Below are 24155 nucleotides of genomic sequence, written 5' to 3'. Positions count from 1 at the left end.
CCTGGTTCTTGAAAGCCATCACGATGTGCCTGGCGGGTCCTGAGGTGTTGGGGGCGCCGCGCCAACATGAGGGAAATTCATGCAAATGGGCGATACGCCTAAAATCCGTGCAGCTTTGTTATTATTCGGCACCTTCTGATATTCGCCCGACCAGGTAGTTCCTATGTCCGACCGCAGCGCTCGTTACCAAGCACTCCAGAAAGCACTCAAAGAGCGCATCCTGATCCTCGACGGCGGCATGGGTACTATGATCCAGAGTTACCGCCTCGAGGAACACGACTATCGTGGCACGCGCTTCGCCGATTGGCCAAGCGATGTTAAGGGCAACAACGACTTGCTGCTGCTCAGCCGCCCGGATGTCATCGCCGCAATCGAGAAGGCCTACCTGGACGCCGGCGCCGATATCCTCGAGACCAACACCTTCAACGCCACGCAGATATCCCAGGCCGACTACGGCATGGAGGCGCTGGTCTATGAGCTCAACGTCGAGGGCGCGCGCGTCGCCCGCCAGGTGGCCGACGCCAAGACCCTCGAGACCCCGGACAAGCCACGCTTCGTCGCCGGCGTGCTCGGCCCGACCAGCCGCACCTGCTCGATCTCCCCCGACGTCAACGACCCGGGCTATCGCAACGTCACCTTCGACGAACTGGTAGCGAACTACATCGAGGCCACCCGTGGCCTGATCGAGGGCGGCGCCGACCTGATCCTGATCGAGACCATCTTCGACACCCTCAACGCCAAGGCGGCGATCTTCGCCGTGCAGCAGGTGTTCGAAGAGGACGACGTCGAACTGCCGATCATGATTTCCGGCACCATCACCGACGCCTCCGGCCGCACCCTGTCGGGCCAGACCACCGAAGCCTTCTGGAACTCGGTACGCCACGCCAAGCCGATCTCCGTCGGCCTGAACTGCGCCCTCGGCGCCAAGGACCTGCGCCCTTACCTGGAAGAGCTGGCGACCAAGGCCGACACCCATGTGTCCGCCCACCCCAACGCCGGCCTGCCCAACGCCTTCGGCGAATACGACGAGACCCCGGCGGAAATGGCCGCGGTGGTCGAGGAGTTCGCCGCCAGCGGCTTCCTCAATATCATCGGCGGCTGCTGCGGCACCACCCCGCCGCACATCCAGGCCATCGCCGAGGCGGTCGCCAAGTACAAGCCGCGCGCGATTCCGGACATCCCCAAGGCATGCCGCCTGTCGGGCCTGGAGCCGTTCACCATCGATCGCCAGTCGCTGTTCGTCAACGTCGGCGAGCGCACCAACATCACCGGCTCCGCCAAGTTCGCCCGGCTGATTCGCGAGGAGAACTACACCGAGGCCCTGGAAGTCGCCCTGCAGCAGGTCGAGGCCGGGGCCCAGGTGATCGACATCAACATGGACGAAGGGATGCTCGACTCCCAGGCCGCCATGGTCCGCTTCCTCAACCTGATCGCCGGCGAGCCGGACATCTCCCGGGTGCCGATCATGATCGACTCCTCCAAGTGGGAGGTGATCGAGGCGGGCCTGAAGTGCATTCAGGGCAAGGGCATCGTCAACTCGATCTCGATGAAGGAAGGCGTCGAGCAGTTCAAGCACCACGCCCGCCTGTGCAAGCGCTACGGCGCCGCCGTGGTGGTGATGGCCTTCGATGAGGTCGGCCAGGCCGACACCGCCGCGCGCAAGAAAGAGATCTGCCAGCGCAGCTACGACATCCTGGTCAACGAGGTGGGCTTCCCTCCGGAAGACATCATCTTCGACCCGAACATCTTCGCCGTCGCCACCGGCATCGACGAGCACAACAACTACGCCGTCGACTTCATCGAGGCCTGCGCCTACATCCGCGACCACCTGCCGTATGCCCTGAGTTCGGGCGGCGTGTCCAACGTGTCGTTCTCGTTCCGCGGCAACAACCCGGTGCGCGAGGCGATCCACTCGGTGTTCCTCTACCACGCGATCCAGAACGGCCTGACCATGGGTATCGTCAACGCCGGCCAGCTGGAGATCTACGACGAAATCCCCGCCGCCCTGCGCGAGAAGGTCGAGGACGTGGTGCTCAACCGCACCCCGCACGGCACCGACGCCCTGCTGGCGATTGCCGACGACTACAAGGGCGGCGGCGCCACCAAGGAAGTCGAGAACGAAGAATGGCGCTCGATGCCGGTGGACAAGCGCCTCGAGCATGCGCTGGTCAAGGGCATCACCGCCTACATCGTCGAAGACACCGAAGAGTGCCGCCAACAGTCGGCGCGCCCGATCGAAGTCATCGAAGGCCCGCTGATGAGCGGCATGAACGTGGTCGGCGACCTGTTCGGCGCCGGCAAGATGTTCCTGCCCCAGGTGGTGAAATCCGCCCGGGTGATGAAGCAGGCCGTGGCCCACCTGATCCCGTTCATCGAGGCCGAGAAAGGCGACAAGCCCGAGGCCAAGGGCAAGATCCTCATGGCCACGGTCAAGGGCGACGTGCATGACATCGGCAAGAACATCGTCGGCGTGGTGCTCGGTTGCAACGGCTATGACATCGTCGACATGGGCGTGATGGTCCCGGCCGAGAAGATCCTGCAAACCGCCCGCGAGCAGAAATGCGACATCATCGGTCTGTCCGGCCTGATCACCCCGTCGCTGGACGAGATGGTCCACGTCGCCCGCGAGATGCAGCGCCAGGACTTCCACCTGCCGCTGATGATCGGTGGTGCCACCACCTCCAAGGCGCACACGGCGGTGAAGATCGAGCCCAAGTACGCCAACGACGCTGTGGTCTATGTCACCGACGCCTCGCGCGCGGTGGGCGTGGCCACCCAGTTGCTGTCCAAGGAACTCAAGAGCGGCTTCGTCGAGAAGACCCGCCAGGAATACGTCGAGGTGCGCGAGCGCACCGCCAACCGCAGTGCCCGCACAGAGCGCCTGAGCTACGCCCAGGCCATCGCCGCCAAGCCACAGTACGACTGGGCCGCCTACCAGGCCGCGGTGCCCTCCTTCACCGGCGTCAAGGTGCTGGAGGACATCGACCTGCGCACCCTGGCCGAGTACATCGACTGGACGCCGTTCTTCATCTCCTGGGACCTGGCCGGCAAGTTCCCACGCATCCTCACCGACGAAGTGGTCGGCGAGGCCGCCACGGCGCTGTACAAGGACGCCCGCGAGATGCTCGACAAGCTGATCGACGAAAAGCTGATCAGCGCCCGCGCGGTGTTCGGCTTCTGGCCGGCCAACCAGGTCGAACACGACGACATCGAAGTGTACGGCGACAACGGTGACACTCTGGCCACCCTGCACCACCTGCGCCAGCAGACCATCAAGCCCGACGGCAAGCCGAACTGGTCCCTGGCCGACTTCGTCGCGCCGAAGGACAGCGGCGTGACCGACTATGTCGGCGGTTTCATCACCACCGCCGGCATCGGCGCCGAGGAAGTGGCCAAGGCCTACCAGGACAAGGGCGACGACTACAGCTCGATCATGGTCAAGGCCCTGGCCGACCGCCTGGCCGAGGCCTGCGCCGAGTGGCTGCACGAGCAGGTGCGCAAGGAGCACTGGGGTTATGCCAAGGACGAGCACCTGGACAACGAGGCGCTGATCAAGGAGCAGTACAGCGGCATCCGCCCGGCACCTGGCTACCCGGCCTGCCCGGACCACACCGAGAAGGAAACCCTGTTCCGCCTGCTCGACGGCACCGCCATCGGCGAGACTGGTCCGAGCGGCGTGTTCCTCACCGAGCACTTCGCCATGTTCCCGGCGGCGGCGGTCAGCGGCTGGTACTTCGCCCACCCGCAGGCGCAGTACTTCGCCGTGGGCAAGGTGGACAAGGACCAGATCGAGCAGTACAGCGCCCGCAAGGGCCAGGACATCAGCGTCAGCGAGCGCTGGCTGGCGCCGAACCTGGGCTACGAGGGCTGACGCCAGCTCTGCACTACCCCTGTAGGAGCGGCCTCGTGTCGCGAAAGGGCTGCATGGCAGCCCCAGGATCTCAGTGTTGATGCAAATATCGCTGGGGCCGCTGCGCGGCCCTTTCGCGACACGAGGCCGCTCCTACACAGGGAACGCGTGAACCTCCCGACACATGCACAAGGACCCCCGCATGTCCCGCAGAATCCTGGTGATCGGCGCCTACGGCAACTTCGGCCGGATCATCTGCCGCCACCTGCAGCAGATGCCCGCCGTGCAACTGGTGATCGCCGGCCGTAACGCCAACAGCCTTGCCCAACTGGCCACACAGCTTAGTGGCAGCGAACGCTGGTGCGGCGACGCCATGGCTCCCGGCTTTGCCGACGCCCTGCGCGCGCTGCGCATCGACTGGGTGATCCACACCGGCGGCCCCTTCCAGGGCCAGTCCTACAGCGTGGCCGAAGCCTGCATCGAGGCGGGCGCCAACTATTGCGACCTCTCCGACTGCCGGGTGTTCGTCAACGGCATCGAGCGCCTGGACGCCCGCGCCCGAGCGGCCAATGTCGCGCTGCTCAGCGGCTGCAGCTCGGTGCCCAGCCTGTCGTCGGCGATCCTCGACGAGCAGCGCCATCACTTCAGCCGCATCGAGCGCATCGAGCACGGTATTTCCTCCTCGGCGAAGATGCCCGGCCTGTCCACCATCGAAGGCGTGCTGGCCTACGCTGGCCGGCCGATCCGCCAGTGGCGCGACGGGCGCCCGCACGCCGTGGACGGCTGGCTCGGCCTGCAGCTGCGTCACCTGCCCGGCCTGGGCTGGCGCCTGTTGAACAACGTCGATGTGCCGGACATGGACATCTTCGCCGAGCGCTACGGCGCCCGTGACCTGGCATTCAAGGCCGGCGCCGGGCTCATGGCCGGCGGCCTGGCCAATGCCGCGCTGGCGTTGCTGGTCAAGCACGGCCTGGTGCGCGACCCGCTGCCCTGGGCGCGGCGCCTGCATCGCCTGGGCGGCCATTTCGAGCGTTTTGGCGATGGCATGAGTGCGATGTACCTGGATGTCCGCGGCCTGGACATGCAGGGCCAACCACTGCGCCTGCAGGCACAGGTCAGCGCCAGTGACGACAAGGGCCCGGAAATCCCCAGCTGCGCGGCGGTGGCGCTGATGGCCAGGGTGATCGAGGGCTACGCCCCGGCCCCAGGCGCCCGCCCCTGTGTCGGCGAGATCAGTGTCGAGCAGTACCTGGCGGCCATCGGCGAACCGGACAAGGTGCGCTACTGCGTCAGCTTCCAGCACGGACGAGGCTGAGATGAGCTACCTGCTGCTCAAGTACCTGCATGTGATCGCCGCGGTGTTTCTGTTCGGTTTTGGCATGGGCTCGTACCTGTACCTGATCGCCGCGAACCGCAGCCGCGATCCACGGGTGATCGCCGCCGTGGCGAGGATGGTGGTGCGCTTCGATGCTTGGATCACCACGCCCGCCGGGGTCCTGCAGTTGCTGACCGGCTACGCCATGGTCAGCATGACCGGCATGCCATGGTCCGCCGACTGGCTGCAGGGCGCGCTGCTGATCTTCTTCACGGTGGGCGCCCTGTGGCTGCCGGTGCTGCTGTTGCAGACGCGCATGCAGCGCCTTGCTGCCCAGGCCGTCAAGCATGACACCGCGCTGGGTGAAGACTATCAGCGGCTGTACCGCCCCTGGCTGTGGATGGGGGTGGCGGGGTTTGCCGGCATGTTCCTGATCGTGCTGGTGATGATCACCAAGCAGGCACCGTGGCAATGGCTCTGACCCTCGCAAGAAAAATATTCTAAGTACATAGCGAAAAAGCATAGAATTTTTTTCGAGTATCGCCCTGGCACGGGAAAAAGGAAAAACATTCATATCGGCAATTGCCTAGGATGATGTCCATGGATGCCGACAGGCGGCGTCCACGCACGGACCCGCCCGCGATCATGCCCAGCACCCCGCTCTACTTCGATTACGCCGCCACCACTCCGGTCGATGACCAGGTCATCGCTGCCATGCTCACCTGCCTGGGCCGCGAAGCCAACTTCGGCAACCCCGCCTCCAGCAGTCACTTCCATGGCCAGGCCGCCCGCGAGGCCGTCGAGCAGGCCCGCCGCCAGGTGGCCGAGCGCGTAGGCGCCCAGCCCGATGATCTGGTCTGGACCTCCGGCGCCACCGAATCCAACAACCTGGCACTCAAGGGTATCGCCCAGGCCTTCGCGCAGCCGGGCCACCTGCTGACCAGCCAGCTCGAACACAAGGCCATCCTCGACACCGCCGCCGAACTGGAGCGCCAGGGCTGGACGGTGACCCGCCTGGCGCCGGACGCCCATGGCCTGATCCAGGCCGAAGCCGTGCAGGCCGCGCTGCACCCGGATACGCGCTTGGTGTCGCTGATGGCGGTGAACAACGAACTGGGCACCGTGACCGACTTCGCCCGCATCGGCGAGCTGGTCCGCGACCATGGCGCCCTGTTGCATGTGGACGCGGCGCAGGCGGTGGGCAAGGTCCGCATCGACCTGGCGCACCAGGCCGTCGACCTGATGTCGTTCTCGGCGCACAAGGTCTATGGCCCCAAGGGCATCGGCGCCCTCTACGTCGGCGCCCGCGCCCGCACGGCCATGCGTGCGCAGATGCACGGTGGCGGCCATGAGCGCGGCCTGCGCTCCGGCACCCTGGCCACCCACCAGATCGTCGGCATGGGCAGCGCGTTCGAGTTGGCCGGCCAACCCGGCGAGGCCGAATACCAGCGCCTGGAGCAGCTCGCCCGACGCCTGCGCGACGGTCTGCTGGCCCTGCCTGGGGTCACGCTCAACGGCTGCGCGGTGCAGCGCATTCCCCACACCCTCAACCTGTGCATCGACGCCAAGGGCTTCAACAGCCTGGCCCTGGCCGGCGAGTTGGCGCTGTCCACCACCTCGGCCTGCAACTCGGCAAGCAACGCGGCGTCCCACGTGCTGCTGGCCCTCGGCCTCGACGAGCGCCAGGCGCGCAACAGCGTGCGCCTGAGCCTCGGGCGCTACACCAGCGAGGCGGACGTGGACACGGCGCTGGCGGTGTTCGGCCGGGTTGTTGGAGCTGCCGCGGTGGCACTCTGGTAGGCACGCCGCCCCCCCTGCTGGTCAACAGGGTGCCGGTGATACGGCCGGTTCTCCCTGTTGACCGCAGGGTCACAACCTTCTTCCGTACCTTCAAGCAATAGCGCGCCAACAACGATCGCACTTTTTTGCCGACCGGCGGTCTACTCCCTCTTTTGCCAACCGCATTCAATTGCCAAGGCCCGCTTTTTCACGCTGCACATGGCCAGGCCAAAAGCCTTGCCGTTGTGTAGGATGGGCAGCGCAGATCCAGACGCTGCCAGTTACAGGGAGATCCACATGCGCGTCCCATCCGTTGCCTGCCTCATCGGCCTGACGCTGGGCCTGCTCGCCGCGACCAGCGCCCAGGCCTTCACCGGTGAAGAGGCGCAACTGATCGATACGATCAACGTCTACCGCAGCCAAGCCCAGCGCTGTGGTGGCGAAGCCTCGCTGGAGCTGCCGCCGCTCAACAGCGACACCCGCCTGGCGCTGTCGCCCGAAGGCACCCGCGACCTGCAGCAGGCCATGACCCGCGCCGCCTACCCGATGGTCAATGTCCAGGCCATCAGCCTGTCCGGCCCGCGGGACGCCCAGGCGGCGATGAAGGCCATCGAGGAGAGCTTCTGCCAAGTGGTGCTCGACCCGCAGTTCGTCGACATCGGCGTCAGCCAGGAGGGCCGAGACTGGCGCATCGTCCTGGCCCGGCCGCTGCTCAGTGCCCGCCTGGGCGACTGGCAGGCCGAAGGCCAGAAGCTGCTGCAGGAGATCAACGCCGCACGCCAGCTGCCCCGCCAGTGCGGCGGCCAGCCGTTCGCCGCCGCCCCCGCGCTGGCCTGGAACGCCACCCTGGCGGGTGTGGCCGCCAACCACACCCGGGCCATGGCCAACCAGAATTTCTTCGATCATCTCGACCGCGATGGTCGTACTCCGGGCGACCGGGCTGAGCTGGCCGGCTACCTGTACCGGCAGATCGGCGAAAACATCGCCGCCGGGCGCGACACCGCGCGCAAGGTGGTCGATGGCTGGCTGGCCAGCCCAGGGCACTGCGCCACGCTGATGAACCCGGACTTCCGTGAACTGGGAGCGGCGTATGCGGTGGATCCGAAGAGCGATGCCGGGATCTACTGGACGGGGTTGTTCGGTACGCCGCAGTAAACCTGCATCGCGGGGCTAGCCCGCTCCCACGCTGCGGGTCAAGGCGTGGGAGCGGGCTTGCCCCGCGATGAGTCCAGCTCGGACCTGCGTAACGCCAGCGCCGTGCAACCAAACCGCCGTCGCACCCACTTGCCCAGGTAGCTGGCATCCCCCATCCCCACTTCATCGGCGATCTGCGCCAGGCTGTGGCTGGAGTTGAGCAAGCGCCAGCGCGCCTGCTGCAGGCGTAGCTCCTGCCACCAGGCCTTGGCGCTCATGCCATGACAAGCCTGGAACTGGCGGTCGAGCTGGCGCCGGCTGATGCCCAGTTCTGCCGCCAATACCTCCACCGGCAGCTGCGTCGCCAGGTGATGGCGCATCAGCGCCGTGGCCCGCTGCACCTGGCGTGCCTGCCCGGCGCCGGCCTCCAGCGAACGCAAGGCGTGCTGGCTGTCCCGGCTTTCGTCCACCAGCATGTCGGCCAGGCCCTTCAGCGCCCGGGCACGGCCACTGGCGCGGGCGATCAGCTCCACCGCCAGGTCGATGGCCGCCGTGCCGCCGGCACAGGTGATGCGCTCACCGTCGAAGCAGAACAGCTGCCCGGTCAACAGGCGCACGCGGGGAAAGGCCAGGCGAAACTCCGCTTCATGGCGCCAGTGCACCACCACCTGATGACCGTCCAGCAGGCCGCAGGCCGCCAACAGGAAGGCCGCGTTGTCGACACACACCAGCTTCACCCCGGCCTTGCTCGCCTGCTTCAAAAGGGCCTTGTAGCGCGGTGCCAAGGCCGCCGTGGCACTGGCATTGCGCCCGCCGAACAGCACCAGGTGGTCGTAGTCGCCCCAGCGGATCTGCGCAGGGGTTGCCTCGACCTGGACAATCGCTGCGCTGCTGGAAACCACCGGCTCCCGGTCCAGCCCGAGCACGGTCCAACGGCAATAGCGCTGACGGCTGTAGTCCTCGTCGTCGGCGGAGAAGCGCAGCTTGTCGAGGAACGCGCCGAACGGCAGCAAGGCGAACTCCGGTAAAGGCAGGATCAGCAGGCGCAGGTCGGGTGTCATTCAGGAATGTCCAGATATAACCATTCTATGACCAGATACTACCCTGTATTTCCACTGCCCTGCCCTACACTGGCGCCCTGCACTTCCACAAGGCTCCCCCATGGCACTCGACACCTGGCTCATCTACCTGCTCGCCAGCATCGGACTGTCGCTGACCCCAGGTCCGAACAGCCTGCTGGCCCTGACCCATGGCGCGCTGTACGGCGCCCGCCGCACGCTGTTCACCATCCTTGGCGGCGTGCTGGGCTTCAGTCTCCTGATCGCCCTGACCATGTTCGGCCTGAGCGCCCTGCTGCAGGCCTCGGCCTCGGTGCTGACGGTGCTCAAGTGGATCGGCGGGGCCTACCTGGTCTGGCTTGGGATCCAGCTGTGGCGCACACCGGCGCTGCACTTGGAACAACCGCGCGGCGGTGTGGCGCTGAGCAATGCCGGGTTGTTCCGCCAGGGCTGCCTTTCGGCTGTGGCCAACCCCAAGGTGCTGCTGTTCTATGGCGCGTTCCTGCCCCAGTTCATCGACCCGCAGCGTGGCCTGCTGGTGCAGTTCGTGGTGATGGCGGCGACCTTCGCCAGTGTCGAATGCCTGGTGGAGTACCTGCTGGCACGTCTGGCGTTTCGCATCCGCCCGTGGCTGGCCAAGGGTGGCCGGTGGTTCAATCGCTGTTGCGGGAGCCTGTTCGCACTGATCGGCGTGGCCCTGCCGCTGGGACGATAGAAGCCCCGGGGATCATCGCCGGGAAACAACCAGGAACACCCCCAGCGCAACCGCCGGCAATCCCGCCCCCAGCAACGCCACGCCGCTCCAGCCGTACTGCGCGTACACCCCGCTGGCCAGCGCCGAGCCCAGCGCCCCACCGAGGAAGATGCTGGTCATGTAGAGGGCATTGAGCCGGCCACGGCTGGCCGGATTCAGCGCGTACACCTCACGCTGGCCGATGACCATGTTCATCTGCACGGCGAAATCCAGCAGCACCCCGGTCAACCCCAGGCCTATCACGCTGGCGCCCGGTGCGCTCAGGCCCAGCAGTAACGCCAGTGGCGCCAGGGCCATCGCCAGCAGCGAAGCGCGTCGCGCATGCCCGGCATCGGCCAGGCGCCCGGCCAGCGGCGCCGCCACCGCGCCCACCGCGCCCACCAGGGCGAACAGCGCGATCTGGCTCTGCGACAGGCCGTGCTCGCCAGCCAGCGCCAGCGGCACCGCCGTCCAGTACAGGCTGAAGGCGGCGAACATCAGCGCCTGGTACAGCGCCCGCTGGCGCAACACCGGATGGCGGCGCAACAGCACCAGCAACGAAGCCATCAGCCCAGCATAACTGGCCTTGTGCTCCGGCAGCCGGCGCGGCAAGGTCAACGCCAGCAGCAGGATGATCGCCACCATCACCCCGGCGGCGCCGACAAACACCGCGCGCCAGCCGAAGTGATCGGCCACCAGGCTCGCCAGCGGCCGCGCCAGCAGGATGCCCAGCAGCAACCCACCCATGATGTTGCCGACCACCCGGCCACGCTCGCGCTCCGGCGCCAGGTGCGCCGCCAGTGGTATCAGCATCTGCACCGCCACCGAGCTGAAGCCGATCAGCAGCGCGTACAGCAGGAACACCTCGCCCTGCCCGTGACCACTGGTGCCGGCCAGCAACAGGCTGCCGGTGGCCAGCACCGCCGTGGCGATCATCAGCCGGCGGTTCTCCAGCAGGTCGGCCAGCGGCACCAGGAACAACAAGCCCAGGGCATAGCCGATCTGGGTCAGGGACACGATCAGGCTGGCCCGCTCGGTGGACAGCCCCAGGTCCGGCGCGATCAGGCCGACGATGGGCTGGGCGTAGTAGATGTTGGCGACGATGGCGCCGCAGCAGAACGCCAGCAGCGTCACCAGGGCCCGGCTCAGGCCCGGGGCCGTTGCCTGGGCGACGGCGAGGGAGGGATTCATTCGAGGGTACCTCGGCTTGCGAAAGGATGTGCGCGAAGGGTGACGGACATCCGCCCCGGCGAGAATCCATCGCCCGCGCAACGGGCCTTTGCGCGGCGCGCAACGCCTCAGCCGGCCAGAAGCCCCTCGCAGAAGGCGACGAACGCCATCACCCGGCGCGAGCCACGGTGGTTGGGCAGGTACAGGGCGTTGATGCTGGCGCTGGCCGCCCCCGGGCTCACCGTCCAGTCGGCGAACAGCCGCTGCAGGCGCCCGGCCTCGACATCCTCGCGCACCAGCCAGTCGGCCAGCAGCGCCACGCCGCTGCCGGCAATGGCCGCCTCACGCAAGAGGTCGGCGTTGGCGCTGCGCAACGGGCCGCTGACGTCCAGTTCCAGGCGCTGCTCGCCCAGGCTTAGCCGCCACGGCCGCGCCGATTGGCCGTAGCGAAAACGCAGGCAGGCGCACACGGCCAGTTGCTGCGGCTCGCTGAGCACCGGCTGCTGGCGCAGGTATGCCGGGCTGGCCACCAACCAGCGCTCGAAGCGCCCCAGCGGGCGACACACCAGTTCATCACTGGGCGCCGGCTCGCCAAGGCGGATGCTCAGGTCGTAGCGGCCATCGAGCAGGTCGTCAAAGCGGTCACTCAGGTCGATGTCCAGCTCCAGTGCCGGGTAACGGGCGAGGAACGCGCCCAGGTGCGGAGCGATGACCCGGCGACCGAACTCCACCGGCAGGCACAGGCGCAACACGCCGACCGGCTCTTCGCCGCGGTCGGCGACACTGGCGTCGGCCTCGGCCAGGGCCTCGAGAATCTCGCGGGCCCGCTGGTAGTAGCTGGCGCCGGCTTCGGTCAGGCTGACCTGGCGGGTCGAGCGGTTGAGCAGGCTGGCCCCCAGCTCGAGTTCCAGGGCGTCGACCTGGCGGGTCACCGAGGAGGTCGCCACCCCGAGCCTGCGCGCGGCGGCGGAAAAGCCGCCGGCCTCGGCGGTGGCCATGAACACCTTCAGAGCCAGCAGCTTGTCCATCGTCAATCTTCCAGGGGGCAAAGGCCAAAACCTTCCTACAATCACCGACTGGAATCAACCACGCGAGACGCCCATGCCCGACAACCTGTTCAGCGCCCTGCCGCCGCTCGCGCCCGACGCCGACGAGCAGTTCACCGACCTGCTCCGGCGCCCGGGCCTGCGCATCGAGCGTATCGTCTCCAGCGGCCAGTCCAGCCCGCCGGGGTTCTGGTACGACCAGGCCGAGGGCGAATGGGTGGTCGTGCTCAGCGGCAGCGCCGGGCTGCGCCTGGAGCACGAGCCACATACCCGCGTGCTGCGCCCCGGCGACCATCTGGACATCCCGCCCGGTTGCCGCCACCGGGTGGAATGGACCGAGCCCGGCGTGGCGACGGTATGGCTGGCGGTGTTCTATCAGGGCTGAGCCAGTACCGCCGTGGCGGGCGTTGCCTGCAGGCGATAGAACCGCCACGGCAGCAGCACCGCCGCCACGGTCAGGCCGCAGGCGAAGCCGACCCAGACGCCCACCGCGCCCAGCGAGGAGTGCAAGGCCAGCCAGTAGCTCAGTGGCAGCGCCAGCAGCCAGTAGCTGACCAGGGTCACGCCCACCGGCCAGCGATAGTCCTGCAGGCCGCGCAAGGCGCCCAGCGCGGTGGACTGCAGACCATCGGCCACCTGCATGGCCGCGACCACCACGAACATCGGCACGGCGATGGCGATTACCTGCGGGTCGTCGCTCATGGCCTCGGCGATGGAGCGCCCGAACAGCGCCAGCAGCACGGTGGCCACCAGCATCCAGGCAGTGACGCTGGCAAAGGTGGCGCTGCCGATGGCGCGGATGCGTGCCGTCTCGCCGCGGCCCTGGGCCTGGCTGATGCGGATGCTGACCGCCGCCGCCATGCCCAGCGGCAGCATGTACAGCAGCGCGCCGATCGACTGCACCACCTGGTTGGCCGCCAGGGCCGCATTGCCCAGCCAGCCGAGCATCCAGGCAGCGATCACCACCGCGCCGGCCTCGGCAAGATACCCCAGGCCCAGCGGCCAACCCTCGCCCAACAGCGTGCGCCAGGTCAATCGTGCCCCTTGGGCAGCCTGACGGTAACTCGCCAGCGAGGGCGCCAGGCGCCAGTAAGCCAGGGCCACCAGCACCGCCAGCGATTCGGCGATCACACTGGCGATACCCGCCCCCAGCAGGCCCAGCGCCGGCAAGCCGAAATGGCCGTGGATCAGCCCATAGCTCAGCGGAATGTTGAACAACACCGCGCTCATCACCAGCAGCACGCCCACCCAGGGCCGGCCGATGGCTTCCAGCACGTCCTTGAACACCACCGCCAGGCAGTACGGGATCAGGAATACCGCCATGGCCTGCCAGTACGGCGTCAGCAGCGCCACGTCGGGCAGCGGTACGCCCAACCATTGCACCAAGGGCAGGCAGGCCAGCATCGCCAGGCAGCCGAGGATACCCACCAGCAGGCCATAACCCAGCCCGGCACGCAGCGTGCGTGCCACGGCGCCGGGGTCGTCGGCGCCATGGGCATGGCCGACGCGCACGCTGAGGGTGGCGAGCATGCCGTACAGCCCGGCATGGAAGATCAGCCCGGCGCTGCTGGTCAGCGCGACACAGGCCAGTACCACGGTGCCCAGCGAGGCCAGCAGCACGGTATCGGTCAGGCTGATCAGTTCGGCCGCCGACAGGCCCAGCACCAGCGGCAGCGCCAGGCGCAACAGGCCAGGCAGCTCGCCCAGCCAGGCAACATTCTTGGGTGAAGCGAGGGCAGTCACGGTAGCCATCTCCAATTGACATACGCCGCGTATGCTAATGCTATTTATTGACATACGCAACGTATGCTAATTTGCAGCCATCGTTTTTTACCCGGAGCCCTCCATGCCCACCCCTCGCCGCAGCCGCGCCGCCATGAGCGCGGACACCACCGAACGGCTGATCGCCGTCGCCCGCCACCAGTTCGCCGAAAAGGGCTTTGCCGCCGTGGTGATGGATGAACTGTGCGCCGAGGCCGACCTCACCCGCGGGGCCCTGCACCACCATTTTGGCGGCAAGGCTGGGCTGTTCACCGCTGTGGTGCAGCACCTGCTCGAGGAGATCAACCAGGCGATCGATGCCCGCTACGCCACGCATGACGACCCGTGGGAGGGCTATATCGACACCTGCCTGTACTACTACGACCTGCTGCACGAGCCGGCCCTGCGCCGCATCCTGCTGCAAGACGCCCCCGGGGTGCTCGGCCCTCGGCTGCGCGAACTGGAGGAAGCCAGCTACATCGGGCCCATGGCCCAAGGGCTGGTGGAGTTGCAGCAGGCCGGCAGGCTGCGCGTCTTCGACGCCGTGGCCATGGCCCACCTGATCAATGGCGCGATGGGCGACAGCGGCATGTGGGTGATTGCCCAAGACGATCCGCAAGCGGCGGCGGAGCGGGTGAAGGGGGCGCTGCGCTGTTTGATGGAAGGGTTGCAGGCCTGAGTTCATTCTGGTTTTGGCGCGCGCTGCGTGGGAGCGGGCTTGGCCCGCGATGGCGTCCCCCAGCCAACCTGGTTGTAGCGACTGGCCTCATCGCGGGGCAAGCCCGCTCCCACGTGGACGGTTAATCGCCTGCTCTAATTGCGACAATCGGCCACAAATCAAAATGTACTAACTTGTTAATTAGCTTGCTAAGGGCTTAAACTTCTCGCATTCCACCTGCGAGATCCCTGGCATGAAAGACTCACCCCGCGCCTCCGGCGCCTCAACCTTCATCCTGGTCGGACTGGGCGTCGTCATCGCCCTGCTCGGCCTGCTCCTGGCCGCCGGCGGCGTCAAGCTGGCCGGCCTGGGCGGTTCCTGGTACTTCCTGGTCGGCGGCCTGGCCATGGCCATTGCCGGGATCCTCATCGCCCGTCGCAAGCCCGCTGGCGCCTGGCTGTACGCGCTGTTCCTCGCCGGCACCGCGATCTGGGCCGTGGCCGACACCGAGCTGGCGTTCTGGCCGTTGTTCTCGCGGCTGTTCATGTTTGCCGCCATCGGCCTGGTGGTGGCGCTGGTGTATCCGCAACTGGTCCGACGCCCGGCGCGTGGCGCCTATGGCGTCGCCGGCCTGCTGGGCGTGGCGCTGGTGATCGCCGCCGGCAACATGTTCGTCGCCCATCCCAGCGTCGCCCCCACCGGCAAGGGCCCAGGCCAGACGCCGGTGGAACCTGGCCAGCAGCAGAAGGACTGGGCCCACTACGGCAACACCGAGGGCGGCAGCCGCTTCGCCGCGCTGGACCAGATCAACCGAGGCAACGTCGACCAGCTCAAGGTGGCCTGGACCTACCACACCGGTGACGTCGCCCTCAGCGACGGCAACGGCGCCGAAGACCAGCTCACCCCACTGCAGGTAGGCGACAAGGTGTTCATCTGCACCCCGCACAACAACCTGATCGCCCTCGACGCCGACACCGGCAAGGAACTGTGGAAGAACGCCATCAACGCCCAGTCCAAGGTCTGGCAGCGCTGCCGCGGCCTGGCCTACTTCGACGCCAGCGCGCCGATCGCCCAGCCGACCCAGCCTGACAGCACGCCGGTCAGCGTGAGCAGCGTGCCGGCCGGCGCCAACTGCCAGCGCCGCCTGCTGACCAACACCATCGATGCCCGCCTGATCGCGGTCGATGCCGACACCGGCGCATTCTGCGAAGGCTTCGGCGACAACGGCCAGGTCGACCTCAAGGCCGGCCTGGGCAACGTACCGGACTCGTACTACCAGCTGTCCTCGGCACCGCTGATGGCCGGCACTACCGTGGTGGTCGGCGGCCGCGTCGCCGACAACGTACAGACCGACATGCCCGGCGGCGTGATCCGTGGCTTCGATGTGATCACCGGTGCCCAGCGCTGGGCCTTCGACCCGGGCAACCCGCAGGACCGCGAAGCCCCGCAAGGCGACCGGACCTACGTGCGCAGCACCCCCAACAGCTGGGCGCCGATGTCGTACGACCCGGCGATGAACACCCTGTTCCTGCCGATGGGTTCCTCGTCCACCGATATCTACGGTGTCGAGCGCAACAAGCTTGACCACACCTACGGCGCCTCGGTGCTGGCCCTGGACGCCACCACGGGCAACCAAAAGTGGGTGTACCAGACCGTGCATAACGATCTCTGGGACTTCGACCTGCCAATGCAGCCGAGCCTGATCGACTTCACCAAAGACGACGGCAGCACCGTGCCCGCCGTGGTGATCGGCACCAAGGCCGGGCAGATCTACGTGCTCGACCGCGCCACAGGCAAGCCGCTGACCCAGGTCGACGAAGTCCCGGTCAAGCCGGGCAACATCCCTAACGAGCCGTACTCGCCGACCCAGCCAAAGTCGGTGGGCATGCCGCAGATCGGCGCGCAGACCCTGACCGAATCGGACATGTGGGGCGCCACCCCGTACGACCAACTGCTGTGCCGCATCGACTTCAAGAAGATGCGCTACGACGGCCTGTACACCGCGCCGGGCACCGACCTGTCGCTGAGCTTCCCCGGCTCGCTGGGCGGCATGAACTGGGGCAGCATTTCTACCGACCCGGTGCATGGCTTCATCTTCGTCAACGACATGCGCCTGGGCCTGTGGATCCAGATGATCCCGTCGCAGAACCAGGGCGCGGCGGCAGGCGGCGGCGAGGCGCTGAACACCGGCATGGGCGCGGTGCCGCTCAAGGGCACGCCGTACGCGGTGAACAAGAACCGCTTCCTGTCGGTGGCCGGTATTCCGTGCCAGGCGCCGCCGTTCGGCACCCTCACCGCCATCGACATGAAGACCCGGCAGATCGCCTGGCAGGTGCCGGTCGGCACCGTCGAGGACACCGGCCCTCTGGGCATCCGCATGCACCTGCCGATCAAGATCGGCCTGCCGACCCTGGGCGGCACCCTGTCCACCCAGGGCGGCCTGGTGTTCATCGCCGGCACCCAGGACTTCTACCTGCGCGCCTACGACAGCGGCAACGGCAACGAGATCTGGAAGGCCCGCCTGCCGGTCGGCAGCCAGGGCGGCCCGATGACCTATGTGTCGCCGAAAACCGGCAAGCAGTATGTGGTGGTCACCGCCGGCGGCGCGCGCCAGTCGACCGACCGTGGCGACTACGTGATGGCGTACGCCCTGCCGTAATCGCGTCGCCTGCATCGCCGGCAAGCCGGCTCCCACAGGGTCCATGCACTCAGTGTGGAAGCCGGCTTGCCGGCGATGAGGCCCTTTCAGACAACCCGAGACTCCGCAATGTCATCCGTTTCACGCCTCACGCCCACCCTGCTTCTTGCCCTCGCCAGCACTGCTGCATTCGCCGCCGACAATACCCTGACCGGCGACTGGGGCGGCCTGCGCCACCAGCTCGCGGCAGACGGCATCACCTTCACCGGCGACTACAGCGGCGAGACCGCCTACAACGCCCATGGTGGCCTGCACCGTTCGGCCCGCTACTCGCAGAACCTCAAGCTGGGCGTGCAGTTCGACCTGTCGAAGCTGTACGGCCTGGACAACGGCGGCAAGGTCCAGCTGACTATCAACGACCGCCGTGGCAACAGCGCTTCAGACGACCTGGTAGGCAACCGCCTGCCGATCCAGGAAAACTACGGCGGTCTCTACACCCGCCTGACCGAACTGAGCTACGAGCGCAACCTGTCGCCCGCGCTCAACCTCAAGCTCGGCTACATGGCCATGGGCAACGACCTCGGCGGGCTGGACAGCGGCATCCTGTGCAACTTCATGAACGCCGGATTCTGTGGCCACCCGCTGAACATGTCCGGCGGCAGCGGCTGGACCAACTACCCCAACGCCCACCTCGGCATACGGGTGAAATATGACCTCGCGCCCGACTGGCAACTGCGGCTGGCGGCGTTCAATGTCGACCCCGAGAGCAACGGCAATGCCAGCCGCGCCTGGCACCTGGGACCCAAGCACACCACCGGCACCGTGGTCCCGGTGGAACTGGTGTACAAGCTGCGCGGTGAACTGCCGGGCGAATACAAGCTCGGTTACTACTACGACAGCTCGAACGTGAAGCGCATCGGCAGCAGCGAGGAAGTCGCCGGTCGTGGCGGACATTATCTGCTGGTCGACCAGGCCGTGTGGAACGACCCGGCATCGCCCGGGCGCAGCCTGCATGCCTTCGGCCAGTACTCGGCCTCGAGCAAGGCCGCCTCGCCATTCACCCGGTGGTACGGCGCTGGCGTGGTGCTGTACCAGCCGTTCGCAAGCCGGCCACGGGATACCGTTGCCCTGGGGTATGGCCGCGCGGTACCGAACCCACGTAGCCGCGATGTGCTGGAAGAGGCGGCCGTCGATGCCGGGCAACCCTTCCCGAACCTCGACAGCGCCGAGCAACTGGTCGAGCTGAGCTATGGCTACCAGGCCACCGCTTGGCTGAACCTGCGCCCGGATGTGCAGTACATCGTCGAGCCGGGAGCGTTTTCCGGGAAGGACATCGACAATGCGCTGATATTCGGCTTGCAGGTCAAGGCGACGTTCTGAAATAAGGCCTGGCGGGCTCTGGAGGAGCGCCTAGCTTTTTCCTGCCTAGCAACCACATATTTACTAATTTCCCCGCCCCGCACCCTGTCCCAGTATCTGGCGCAACTACAACAACAAAGAGCGGGGAACTGTCATGAGTGCAAGTGCGTCCGTGCCTGCCAGCGTGCAGCACGATCAAGCCGGTTTTCGCCGGGTCCTGGGGCTGGGGTCGCTGCTGGCGGTGGCCGTGGGCCTGGTGGTGTCGCAAGGGGTGATGGTGATGATGCTGCAGGGGGTCGGTGCCGCCGGCCTGGGCTTCATCGTGCCGTTGGGGCTGGCCTACCTGCTGGCCCTGAGCTACGCCTTTTCCTTCTCCGAACTGGCCCTGCTGGTGCCCCGTGCCGGCAGCCTGTCGAGTTACACCGAGGTGGCGCTGGGGCACTTCCCGGCGATCCTGGCGACCTTCTCCGGCTACGTGGTGGTGGCCATGTTCGCCCTGTCGGCCGAACTGCTGTTGCTCGACCTGATCGTCGCCAAGGTCTACCCCGGGGTGTTCCCGCAATACTCGGTGGCCTTCGGCGTGCTCGCGCTGTTCACCGGCCTGAACCTGATGGGCATCGACATCTTCGCCAAGCTGCAGAGCGCCATGGCCGTGGTCATGGTGATCGTGCTGCTGATCCTCGGCGTCGCCGCGATCAGCGAAGGTCATGCCGAAGGGGTCACCACCACGCTGCTGCAGGGCGAGTGGAACCCGATGGGCGCCGGGGTGCTGGCCCTGACCGCCATGGCCGTGTGGGGCTTCGTCGGCGCCGAGTTCGTCTGCTCGCTGGTGGAGGAAACCCGCAAGCCCGAACGCAACATTCCGCGTTCGATGATCATCGGCCTGACCGTGATCTTCGCCACCATTGGCCTGTACGGCCTGGGTGCATTGTTCCTGGTGCCCCGCGAAGCCCTGAGCAGCGATGCCCTGCCCCATTACCTGTTCGCCACCACGGTGTTCGGCAAGACCGGCGAGGTGTTCCTGGTGATCGCCGCGGTGACCGCCACCTGCAGCACCCTCAACACCTCGCTCGCGGCCATTCCGCGCATGCTCTATGGCATGGCCTGCAATGGCCAGGCGTTTCCCCAGTTCAAGCAGCTCAGTCCGCGGGCGCGCACGCCCTGGGTGGCCGTGCTGTTCGTGGCGGCTATCACCGGCCTGCCGATCCTGCTGATGGGCCAGGACGCCGCCGCGATCAACCTGCTGCTGCTGGCCGCCGCCCTGGCCTGGCTGCTGGCGTACGTCATCGTGCACCTTGACGTGATCGCCCTGCGGTTGCGCTACCCGCATCTGCCGAGGCCATTCCGCACCCCGCTCTATCCGCTGCCGCAGCTGTTCGGCATCGGCGGGATGCTGTATGCGATCTGGCATGCCTCGCCCAGCCCGGAGATGAACCTGAAGGTCTTCGGTACGGCAGGGATCGTGCTGGCGGTGGTATCGCTGATCGCGCTGGTCTGGATCAAGGGCGTGATGAAGAAGCCGTTGTTCAGGCCCGAACCGCTTTAGCGATAGCGGACCAAGCACGCCCCGTCATGCCGAAGAGGCGCGCTTGGCCCGATAGCTGCCCGGACTCTGCCCGGTCCACTTCTTGAACGCCCGGTGAAACGCGCTGGGTTCCTGGAACCCGGTGTGCTCGGCGATCTCGGCGATGCTCAGGTGGCCTTCGCGCAAGAGTTCGAAGGCCATCGCCCGGCGCACTTCGTCCTTGATCTGCTGGTACGAGCGCCCCTCTCGCTCCAGCTGGCGGCGAAAGCTGCTGGCGCTGAGCCGCTGCCGTTCAGCCATGGCGTTGAGCGTCGGCCACTGCCCGTAGTGGCGGGCGCGCAGGTGGCGATAGACCTCGGCCACCAGGCCGTTCTGGTTGCGAAAGCGGATCACCAGCCCTTGCGGCGCGCTGCGCAGAAAACCCTTCAGCGCCGTCAGGTCCTGCACCACCGGCAAGCGCAGCCAGGCGCTGTCGAACTCCACCTCGGTGCGTCCGCTGCCCAGGCGCAGGTCCGGCCCCCAGAGCAGCGCGTCATCCTCCTGCGCCGGGCGCCCCAGGGCCAGCTCGGTGCGGTCGATGGCGATGCGCCGACCGGCCAGCCAGCACAGCAGGCCGATCACCAGGACCAGGTAGGTTTCCTCGGCATAGACCCGGGTCAGCGGGTCGGCGATGTTCGATTGCACGCTGATCACGGTGCGCGCACCGCGCACCGTGACACTGCCGTTCAGGTCGCGCAAAAACAGGGCGAAACTGCCCAGGCACTGGCGCAGCGCCTTGCCCAGGGTCGGCTCCTGGATCAGCCCGCGGCAGATCAGGGCGAAGCTGCCCAGGGGCATGCCATGGCTGTCGAGGCGGAAGAACTCATCGTGCAGTTCGTCGATCAGCGCCAGCCACAGTTGGGCGAACGCCTTGGCCGGTACCCGCGCCAGCGGCTGGGACAGCACCTGCGGGTCGATGCCCACCGCCCGCAGGTGGGCATCGCGCGCCTGTGGCCGCTCACGCAAGGCGTGAAGCATGGCATTGAGGAAGTACACCGCGACCGTATCGCTATCGCGCATGGCAGAAGTCCGCTGTCTATGCTGAGTGGCAAAAAATGCCAGGTTGACTGAACAGATCCGGCATAGGCCGCCTGAGTGCCTTTGCCTAGACTCGATCCACCCCGGGAGGGTGCGGCCGCCATTCTCGCAGAGCCACTCCCACCCCGCCACGCCTTCGCAAACGGAGCCCCCCATGAGCAGCACAGAAATCTTCGTCGTCAGCGCGGTACGTTCGGCCATCGGCAGCTTCGGCGGTTCGCTCAAGGACCTGCCCCTGGCCGACCTCGCCACCCAGGTGACCCGCGCCGCCATCGAGCGCTCGGGCGTCGCCGCCGAGCAGATCGGCCATGTGGTGATGGGCAACGTGATCCCCACCGAACCACGCGACGCCTACCTGGGCCGGGTCGCGGCGATGAACGCCGGCATTCCCAAGGAAACCCCGGCCTTCAGCGTCAACCGCCTGTGCGGCTCGGGCCTGCAGGCCATCGTCTCGGCCGCCCAAGGCCTGCTGCTGGGCGACAGCGACATCGCCCTGGCCGCCGGCGCCGAGTCCATGAGCCGCGGCCCCTACCTGCTGCCGCAGGCCCGCTGGGGCGCGCGCATGGGTGACCTGCAGGGTATCGACTACATGGTCGGCATCCTCCAGGACCCGTTCGAGCACTTCCACATGGGCATCACCGCCGAGAACGTCGCGGCGGCCCACGGCATCAGCCGCCAGATGCAGGACGAGGTCGCCCTGACCAGCCAGCGCCGCGCCGCCCGGGCCATCGCCGAAGGCCGCTTCGACGGCCAGATCGTGCCGATCGAGATCAAGACCCGCAAAGGCCCCGTGCAATTCGCCGTGGACGAGAACGTGCGCGGCGACGCCAGCGCCGAACAGCTGGCGGCCATGAAGGCGGTGTTCAAGAAGGACGGCACCGTCACCGCCGGCAACGCCAGCAGTATCAACGATGGCGCCGCCGGCCTGGTCCTGGCCACCGGTGACGCCGTGCGCCGCCAGGGCCTCAAGCCGCTGGCGCGCATCGTCGCCTACGCCCACGCCGGTGTGGAACCGGCACTGATGGGCCTGGGCCCGATCCCGGCCACGCAGAAGGTGCTGGAAAAAGCCGGCCTGAAGGTCGCCGACCTGGACGTGATCGAGTCCAACGAAGCCTTCGCCTCCCAGGCCTGCGCCGTGGCCCGCGCCCTGGGCTTCGACCCGGAGAAGGTCAACCCCAACGGCTCGGGCATCTCCCTCGGCCACCCGGTCGGCGCCACCGGCGCGATCATCGCCACCAAGGCCATCCATGAACTGCATCGCGTCCAGGGCCGCTACGCCCTGGCCACCATGTGCATCGGCGGCGGCCAAGGCATCGCCGTCGTCTTCGAACGCGTCTGAAAGGAGTCAGCAACATGAACATCGAACACATCGCCGTGATCGGCGCCGGCACCATGGGCAACGGCATCGCCCAGGTGTGCGCGCTGGCCGGCTACCAGGTCCTGCTGGTGGACGTCTCCGACGCCGCGCTGGAGCGTGGCGTGGCGACCCTGGGCAAGAACCTCGAGCGCCAGGTCGGCAAGGGCACCATCGACGCCGACAAGGCCAGCGCCGCCAAGGCCCGGATCCGCACCAGCACCGATTATGCCCAGCTGGCAGACGCACAGCTGGTGATCGAGGCGGCCACCGAGAACCTCGCCCTCAAGCAGCGCATCCTGCAGCAGGTGGCCGCCAACGTCGGCGCCGAGTGCCTGATCGCCACCAACACCTCGTCGCTGTCGGTCACCCAGCTGGCGGCCAGTATCGAACAGCCGCAGCGTTTCATCGGCGTGCACTTCTTCAACCCGGTGCCGATGATGGCGCTGGTCGAGATCATCCGCGGCCTGCAGACCAGCGATGCGACCTACGCCCAGGCGCTGCTGGTCACCGAGAAGCTCGGCAAGACGCCGATCACCGCCGGCAACCGCCCAGGCTTCGTGGTCAACCGGATCCTGGTGCCGATGATCAACGAGGCGATCTTCGTATTCCAGGAAGGCCTGGCCAGCGCCGAGGACATCGACACCGGCATGCGCCTGGGCTGCAACCAGCCGATCGGTCCGCTGGCCCTGGCCGACCTGGTGGGCCTGGACACCTTGCTGGCGATCATGGAGGCCTTCCACGAGGGCTTCAACGACAGCAAGTACCGCCCCGCCCCGCTGCTCAAGGAGATGGTTGCCGCCGGCTACCTGGGGCGCAAGAGCGGTCGTGGCTTCTTCACCTACTGACGGAGTCGCGCCATGCCCCCGGCCAACGCGGCGCTGCGCTGCGCCAATTTCGAGGAGCGGCGTGACCGGGCCATGGCCCTGTTCGCCGAGAAAGGCTTCGGCCAGGTCAGCATGCGTGAGCTGGCGGCGCACGTGGGCTTGACCGCGGGCTCGCTTTATCACCATTTTCCCAGCAAGCAGGACCTCTTGTACGACCTGATCGAAGAACTGTACGAGGAGTTGCAGGCCACCCTGGACCTGGGCCGTCGGGCGCGGGCCCAAGGGCGGCCGGTGCTGGCCTGCCTGATTGCCGCGCACTGGCATTTGCATGGGGAGCGGCCGTTGCAGTTTCGCCTGGCCGAGCGGGATTTCTGCTGCCTCACCGGGGAGCAGCAGGTGCGCCTGGCGGACTTGCGGGAGCGCTATGAAACCGGGCTTTTACGGTTGATCGCGCCGCAGGCGCGGTTGGGGGCGCAGGCACTGGCGGCTAGCGGGCATGTGCTGGCTACGCTGTTGAATCAGTTGCCTGGGATGTTGCGGGGGAAGGGGCTGGGTGAGGTTGAGGGGGTTGGGTTGATGGAGAGTTTGGTGGTGGGGGCTGTGGAGGGGGCTTTGGGGTAGGGTTCTGGTTCTGGTTCTGGTTCTGGCTCTGGCTCTGGCTCTGGCTCTGGCTCCTTGGTGATTGTTTTGGTTTTTGCATGCGCATTTGTAGGAGATAGCGACATTTAGTCACCTTTCCGCCTTTACGGCGGCCTACTTTTCTCGTGGGAAAAGTAGGCAAAACCGTTCCGCTCCGTTCATCCGGCCCCTGCGCTTCGCTCCGGGGTTCCCTCGCTACGTTCTTGCTCCCGGGAGGACCGCGCTGAACGCC

19 protein-coding genes are annotated in these 24155 nt (G+C 67.1%); 14 read left to right on the top strand and 5 right to left on the bottom strand.

Annotated features, from left to right (window positions below):
* Positions 1–163: 163 nt before the first annotated feature.
* The 5 genes from metH (at position 164) to AC25M7_RS14875 (ending at position 8099) form a co-directional block, all read left to right on the top strand.
* Positions 164–3871, top strand: coding sequence for a methionine synthase (gene metH / locus AC25M7_RS14895; protein WP_062363285.1), 3708 nt, complete (start codon positions 164–166; stop codon positions 3869–3871).
* Positions 3872–4052: 181 nt separating this feature from the next.
* Positions 4053–5165 carry a saccharopine dehydrogenase family protein gene (locus AC25M7_RS14890; RefSeq protein ID WP_062363287.1) on the top strand — a complete coding sequence of 371 codons (1113 nt, stop codon included), beginning with the start codon at positions 4053–4055 and terminating at the stop codon, positions 5163–5165.
* A gap of 1 nt (position 5166) precedes the next feature.
* Positions 5167–5646 (top strand): DUF2269 family protein, encoded by a 480-nt coding sequence (locus AC25M7_RS14885; RefSeq protein ID WP_028690714.1) that lies wholly within the window; start codon positions 5167–5169, stop codon positions 5644–5646.
* Positions 5647–5810: 164 nt separating this feature from the next.
* Positions 5811–6965 (top strand): cysteine desulfurase family protein, encoded by a 1155-nt coding sequence (locus AC25M7_RS14880; RefSeq protein WP_486971192.1) that lies wholly within the window; start codon positions 5811–5813, stop codon positions 6963–6965.
* Between the two features lie 276 nt (positions 6966–7241).
* Entirely contained in the window at positions 7242–8099 is an 858-nt protein-coding gene (locus AC25M7_RS14875) for a CAP domain-containing protein (protein WP_088851617.1), read from the top strand.
* A 38-nt stretch (positions 8100–8137) separates the two neighbouring features.
* Here the strand turns inward: AC25M7_RS14875 and AC25M7_RS14870 are convergent, their stop codons facing one another.
* Complete coding sequence (locus AC25M7_RS14870; RefSeq protein ID WP_051555677.1) at positions 8138–9139, bottom strand: GlxA family transcriptional regulator; 1002 nt, start codon at positions 9137–9139, stop codon at positions 8138–8140.
* Between the two features lie 100 nt (positions 9140–9239).
* Between AC25M7_RS14870 and AC25M7_RS14865 the strand changes: the two genes are divergently transcribed.
* Positions 9240–9851, top strand: a complete 612-nt coding sequence (locus tag AC25M7_RS14865; RefSeq protein WP_247283179.1) for a LysE family translocator — start codon at positions 9240–9242, stop codon at positions 9849–9851.
* A 12-nt stretch (positions 9852–9863) separates the two neighbouring features.
* On the opposite strand, the gene AC25M7_RS14860 is transcribed toward AC25M7_RS14865, so the two are convergent.
* Together AC25M7_RS14860 and AC25M7_RS14855 are read right to left on the bottom strand one after the other, a co-directional pair.
* Positions 9864–11060: an MFS transporter gene (locus AC25M7_RS14860; protein WP_486971191.1), complete on the bottom strand. Its 1197-nt coding sequence runs from the start codon at positions 11058–11060 to the stop codon at positions 9864–9866.
* 107 nt (positions 11061–11167) lie between these two features.
* Entirely contained in the window at positions 11168–12067 is a 900-nt protein-coding gene (locus AC25M7_RS14855; protein ID WP_486971190.1) for a LysR family transcriptional regulator, read from the bottom strand.
* A gap of 73 nt (positions 12068–12140) precedes the next feature.
* On the opposite strand from AC25M7_RS14855, the gene AC25M7_RS14850 reads away from it, so the two are divergent.
* Positions 12141–12470: a cupin domain-containing protein gene (locus AC25M7_RS14850; RefSeq protein ID WP_028690708.1), complete on the top strand. Its 330-nt coding sequence runs from the start codon at positions 12141–12143 to the stop codon at positions 12468–12470.
* Here AC25M7_RS14850 and AC25M7_RS14845 read toward each other — a convergent pair.
* Positions 12461–13828: an MATE family efflux transporter gene (locus AC25M7_RS14845; protein ID WP_213884085.1), complete on the bottom strand. Its 1368-nt coding sequence runs from the start codon at positions 13826–13828 to the stop codon at positions 12461–12463. The genes AC25M7_RS14850 and AC25M7_RS14845 overlap by 10 nt on opposite strands.
* 103 nt (positions 13829–13931) lie before the next feature.
* On the opposite strand from AC25M7_RS14845, the gene AC25M7_RS14840 reads away from it, so the two are divergent.
* The 4 genes from AC25M7_RS14840 (at position 13932) to AC25M7_RS14825 (ending at position 20047) form a co-directional block, all read left to right on the top strand.
* Positions 13932–14525: a TetR/AcrR family transcriptional regulator gene (locus tag AC25M7_RS14840; protein WP_486971189.1), complete on the top strand. Its 594-nt coding sequence runs from the start codon at positions 13932–13934 to the stop codon at positions 14523–14525.
* A 232-nt stretch (positions 14526–14757) separates the two neighbouring features.
* Complete coding sequence (locus AC25M7_RS14835; protein WP_486971188.1) at positions 14758–17163, top strand: glucose/quinate/shikimate family membrane-bound PQQ-dependent dehydrogenase; 2406 nt, start codon at positions 14758–14760, stop codon at positions 17161–17163.
* A gap of 108 nt (positions 17164–17271) precedes the next feature.
* Entirely contained in the window at positions 17272–18522 is a 1251-nt protein-coding gene (locus AC25M7_RS14830) for a carbohydrate porin (protein ID WP_028690704.1), read from the top strand.
* A 133-nt stretch (positions 18523–18655) separates the two neighbouring features.
* Positions 18656–20047 carry an APC family permease gene (locus AC25M7_RS14825; protein WP_486971187.1) on the top strand — a complete coding sequence of 464 codons (1392 nt, stop codon included), beginning with the start codon at positions 18656–18658 and terminating at the stop codon, positions 20045–20047.
* Between the two features lie 24 nt (positions 20048–20071).
* Here the strand turns inward: AC25M7_RS14825 and AC25M7_RS14820 are convergent, their stop codons facing one another.
* On the bottom strand, positions 20072–21085 hold the full coding sequence (locus tag AC25M7_RS14820; protein WP_028690702.1) for an AraC family transcriptional regulator: 1014 nt from the start codon (positions 21083–21085) through the stop codon (positions 20072–20074).
* Positions 21086–21257: 172 nt separating this feature from the next.
* Between AC25M7_RS14820 and AC25M7_RS14815 the strand changes: the two genes are divergently transcribed.
* From AC25M7_RS14815 to AC25M7_RS14805, 3 genes are read left to right on the top strand one after another with little or no spacing between them, the layout of a single operon-like run.
* Entirely contained in the window at positions 21258–22442 is a 1185-nt protein-coding gene (locus AC25M7_RS14815; RefSeq protein ID WP_028690701.1) for an acetyl-CoA C-acyltransferase family protein, read from the top strand.
* A 14-nt stretch (positions 22443–22456) separates the two neighbouring features.
* Complete coding sequence (locus AC25M7_RS14810; protein WP_028690700.1) at positions 22457–23305, top strand: 3-hydroxybutyryl-CoA dehydrogenase; 849 nt, start codon at positions 22457–22459, stop codon at positions 23303–23305.
* A 12-nt stretch (positions 23306–23317) separates the two neighbouring features.
* On the top strand, positions 23318–23905 hold the full coding sequence (locus AC25M7_RS14805) for a TetR/AcrR family transcriptional regulator (RefSeq protein WP_486971186.1): 588 nt from the start codon (positions 23318–23320) through the stop codon (positions 23903–23905).
* Positions 23906–24155 lie beyond the last annotated feature (250 nt).

The organism is Pseudomonas sp. P106(2024) (assembly GCF_057480815.1).
Note: the sequence above shows the minus strand (reverse complement) of the source record. Positions and strands in the feature narration are given on the sequence as shown.

Coding starts and splice junctions, on each gene's coding strand:
- metH (WP_062363285.1), top strand. CDS start 164: ATGTCCGACCGCAGCGCTCGTTACCAAGCACTCCAGAAAGCACTCAAA.
- AC25M7_RS14890 (WP_062363287.1), top strand. CDS start 4,053: ATGTCCCGCAGAATCCTGGTGATCGGCGCCTACGGCAACTTCGGCCGG.
- AC25M7_RS14885 (WP_028690714.1), top strand. CDS start 5,167: ATGAGCTACCTGCTGCTCAAGTACCTGCATGTGATCGCCGCGGTGTTT.
- AC25M7_RS14880 (WP_486971192.1), top strand. CDS start 5,811: ATGCCCAGCACCCCGCTCTACTTCGATTACGCCGCCACCACTCCGGTC.
- AC25M7_RS14875 (WP_088851617.1), top strand. CDS start 7,242: ATGCGCGTCCCATCCGTTGCCTGCCTCATCGGCCTGACGCTGGGCCTG.
- AC25M7_RS14870 (WP_051555677.1), bottom strand. CDS start 9,139: ATGACACCCGACCTGCGCCTGCTGATCCTGCCTTTACCGGAGTTCGCC.
- AC25M7_RS14865 (WP_247283179.1), top strand. CDS start 9,240: ATGGCACTCGACACCTGGCTCATCTACCTGCTCGCCAGCATCGGACTG.
- AC25M7_RS14860 (WP_486971191.1), bottom strand. CDS start 11,060: ATGAATCCCTCCCTCGCCGTCGCCCAGGCAACGGCCCCGGGCCTGAGC.
- AC25M7_RS14855 (WP_486971190.1), bottom strand. CDS start 12,067: ATGGACAAGCTGCTGGCTCTGAAGGTGTTCATGGCCACCGCCGAGGCC.
- AC25M7_RS14850 (WP_028690708.1), top strand. CDS start 12,141: ATGCCCGACAACCTGTTCAGCGCCCTGCCGCCGCTCGCGCCCGACGCC.
- AC25M7_RS14840 (WP_486971189.1), top strand. CDS start 13,932: ATGCCCACCCCTCGCCGCAGCCGCGCCGCCATGAGCGCGGACACCACC.
- AC25M7_RS14835 (WP_486971188.1), top strand. CDS start 14,758: ATGAAAGACTCACCCCGCGCCTCCGGCGCCTCAACCTTCATCCTGGTC.
- AC25M7_RS14830 (WP_028690704.1), top strand. CDS start 17,272: ATGTCATCCGTTTCACGCCTCACGCCCACCCTGCTTCTTGCCCTCGCC.
- AC25M7_RS14825 (WP_486971187.1), top strand. CDS start 18,656: ATGAGTGCAAGTGCGTCCGTGCCTGCCAGCGTGCAGCACGATCAAGCC.
- AC25M7_RS14820 (WP_028690702.1), bottom strand. CDS start 21,085: ATGCGCGATAGCGATACGGTCGCGGTGTACTTCCTCAATGCCATGCTT.
- AC25M7_RS14815 (WP_028690701.1), top strand. CDS start 21,258: ATGAGCAGCACAGAAATCTTCGTCGTCAGCGCGGTACGTTCGGCCATC.
- AC25M7_RS14810 (WP_028690700.1), top strand. CDS start 22,457: ATGAACATCGAACACATCGCCGTGATCGGCGCCGGCACCATGGGCAAC.
- AC25M7_RS14805 (WP_486971186.1), top strand. CDS start 23,318: ATGCCCCCGGCCAACGCGGCGCTGCGCTGCGCCAATTTCGAGGAGCGG.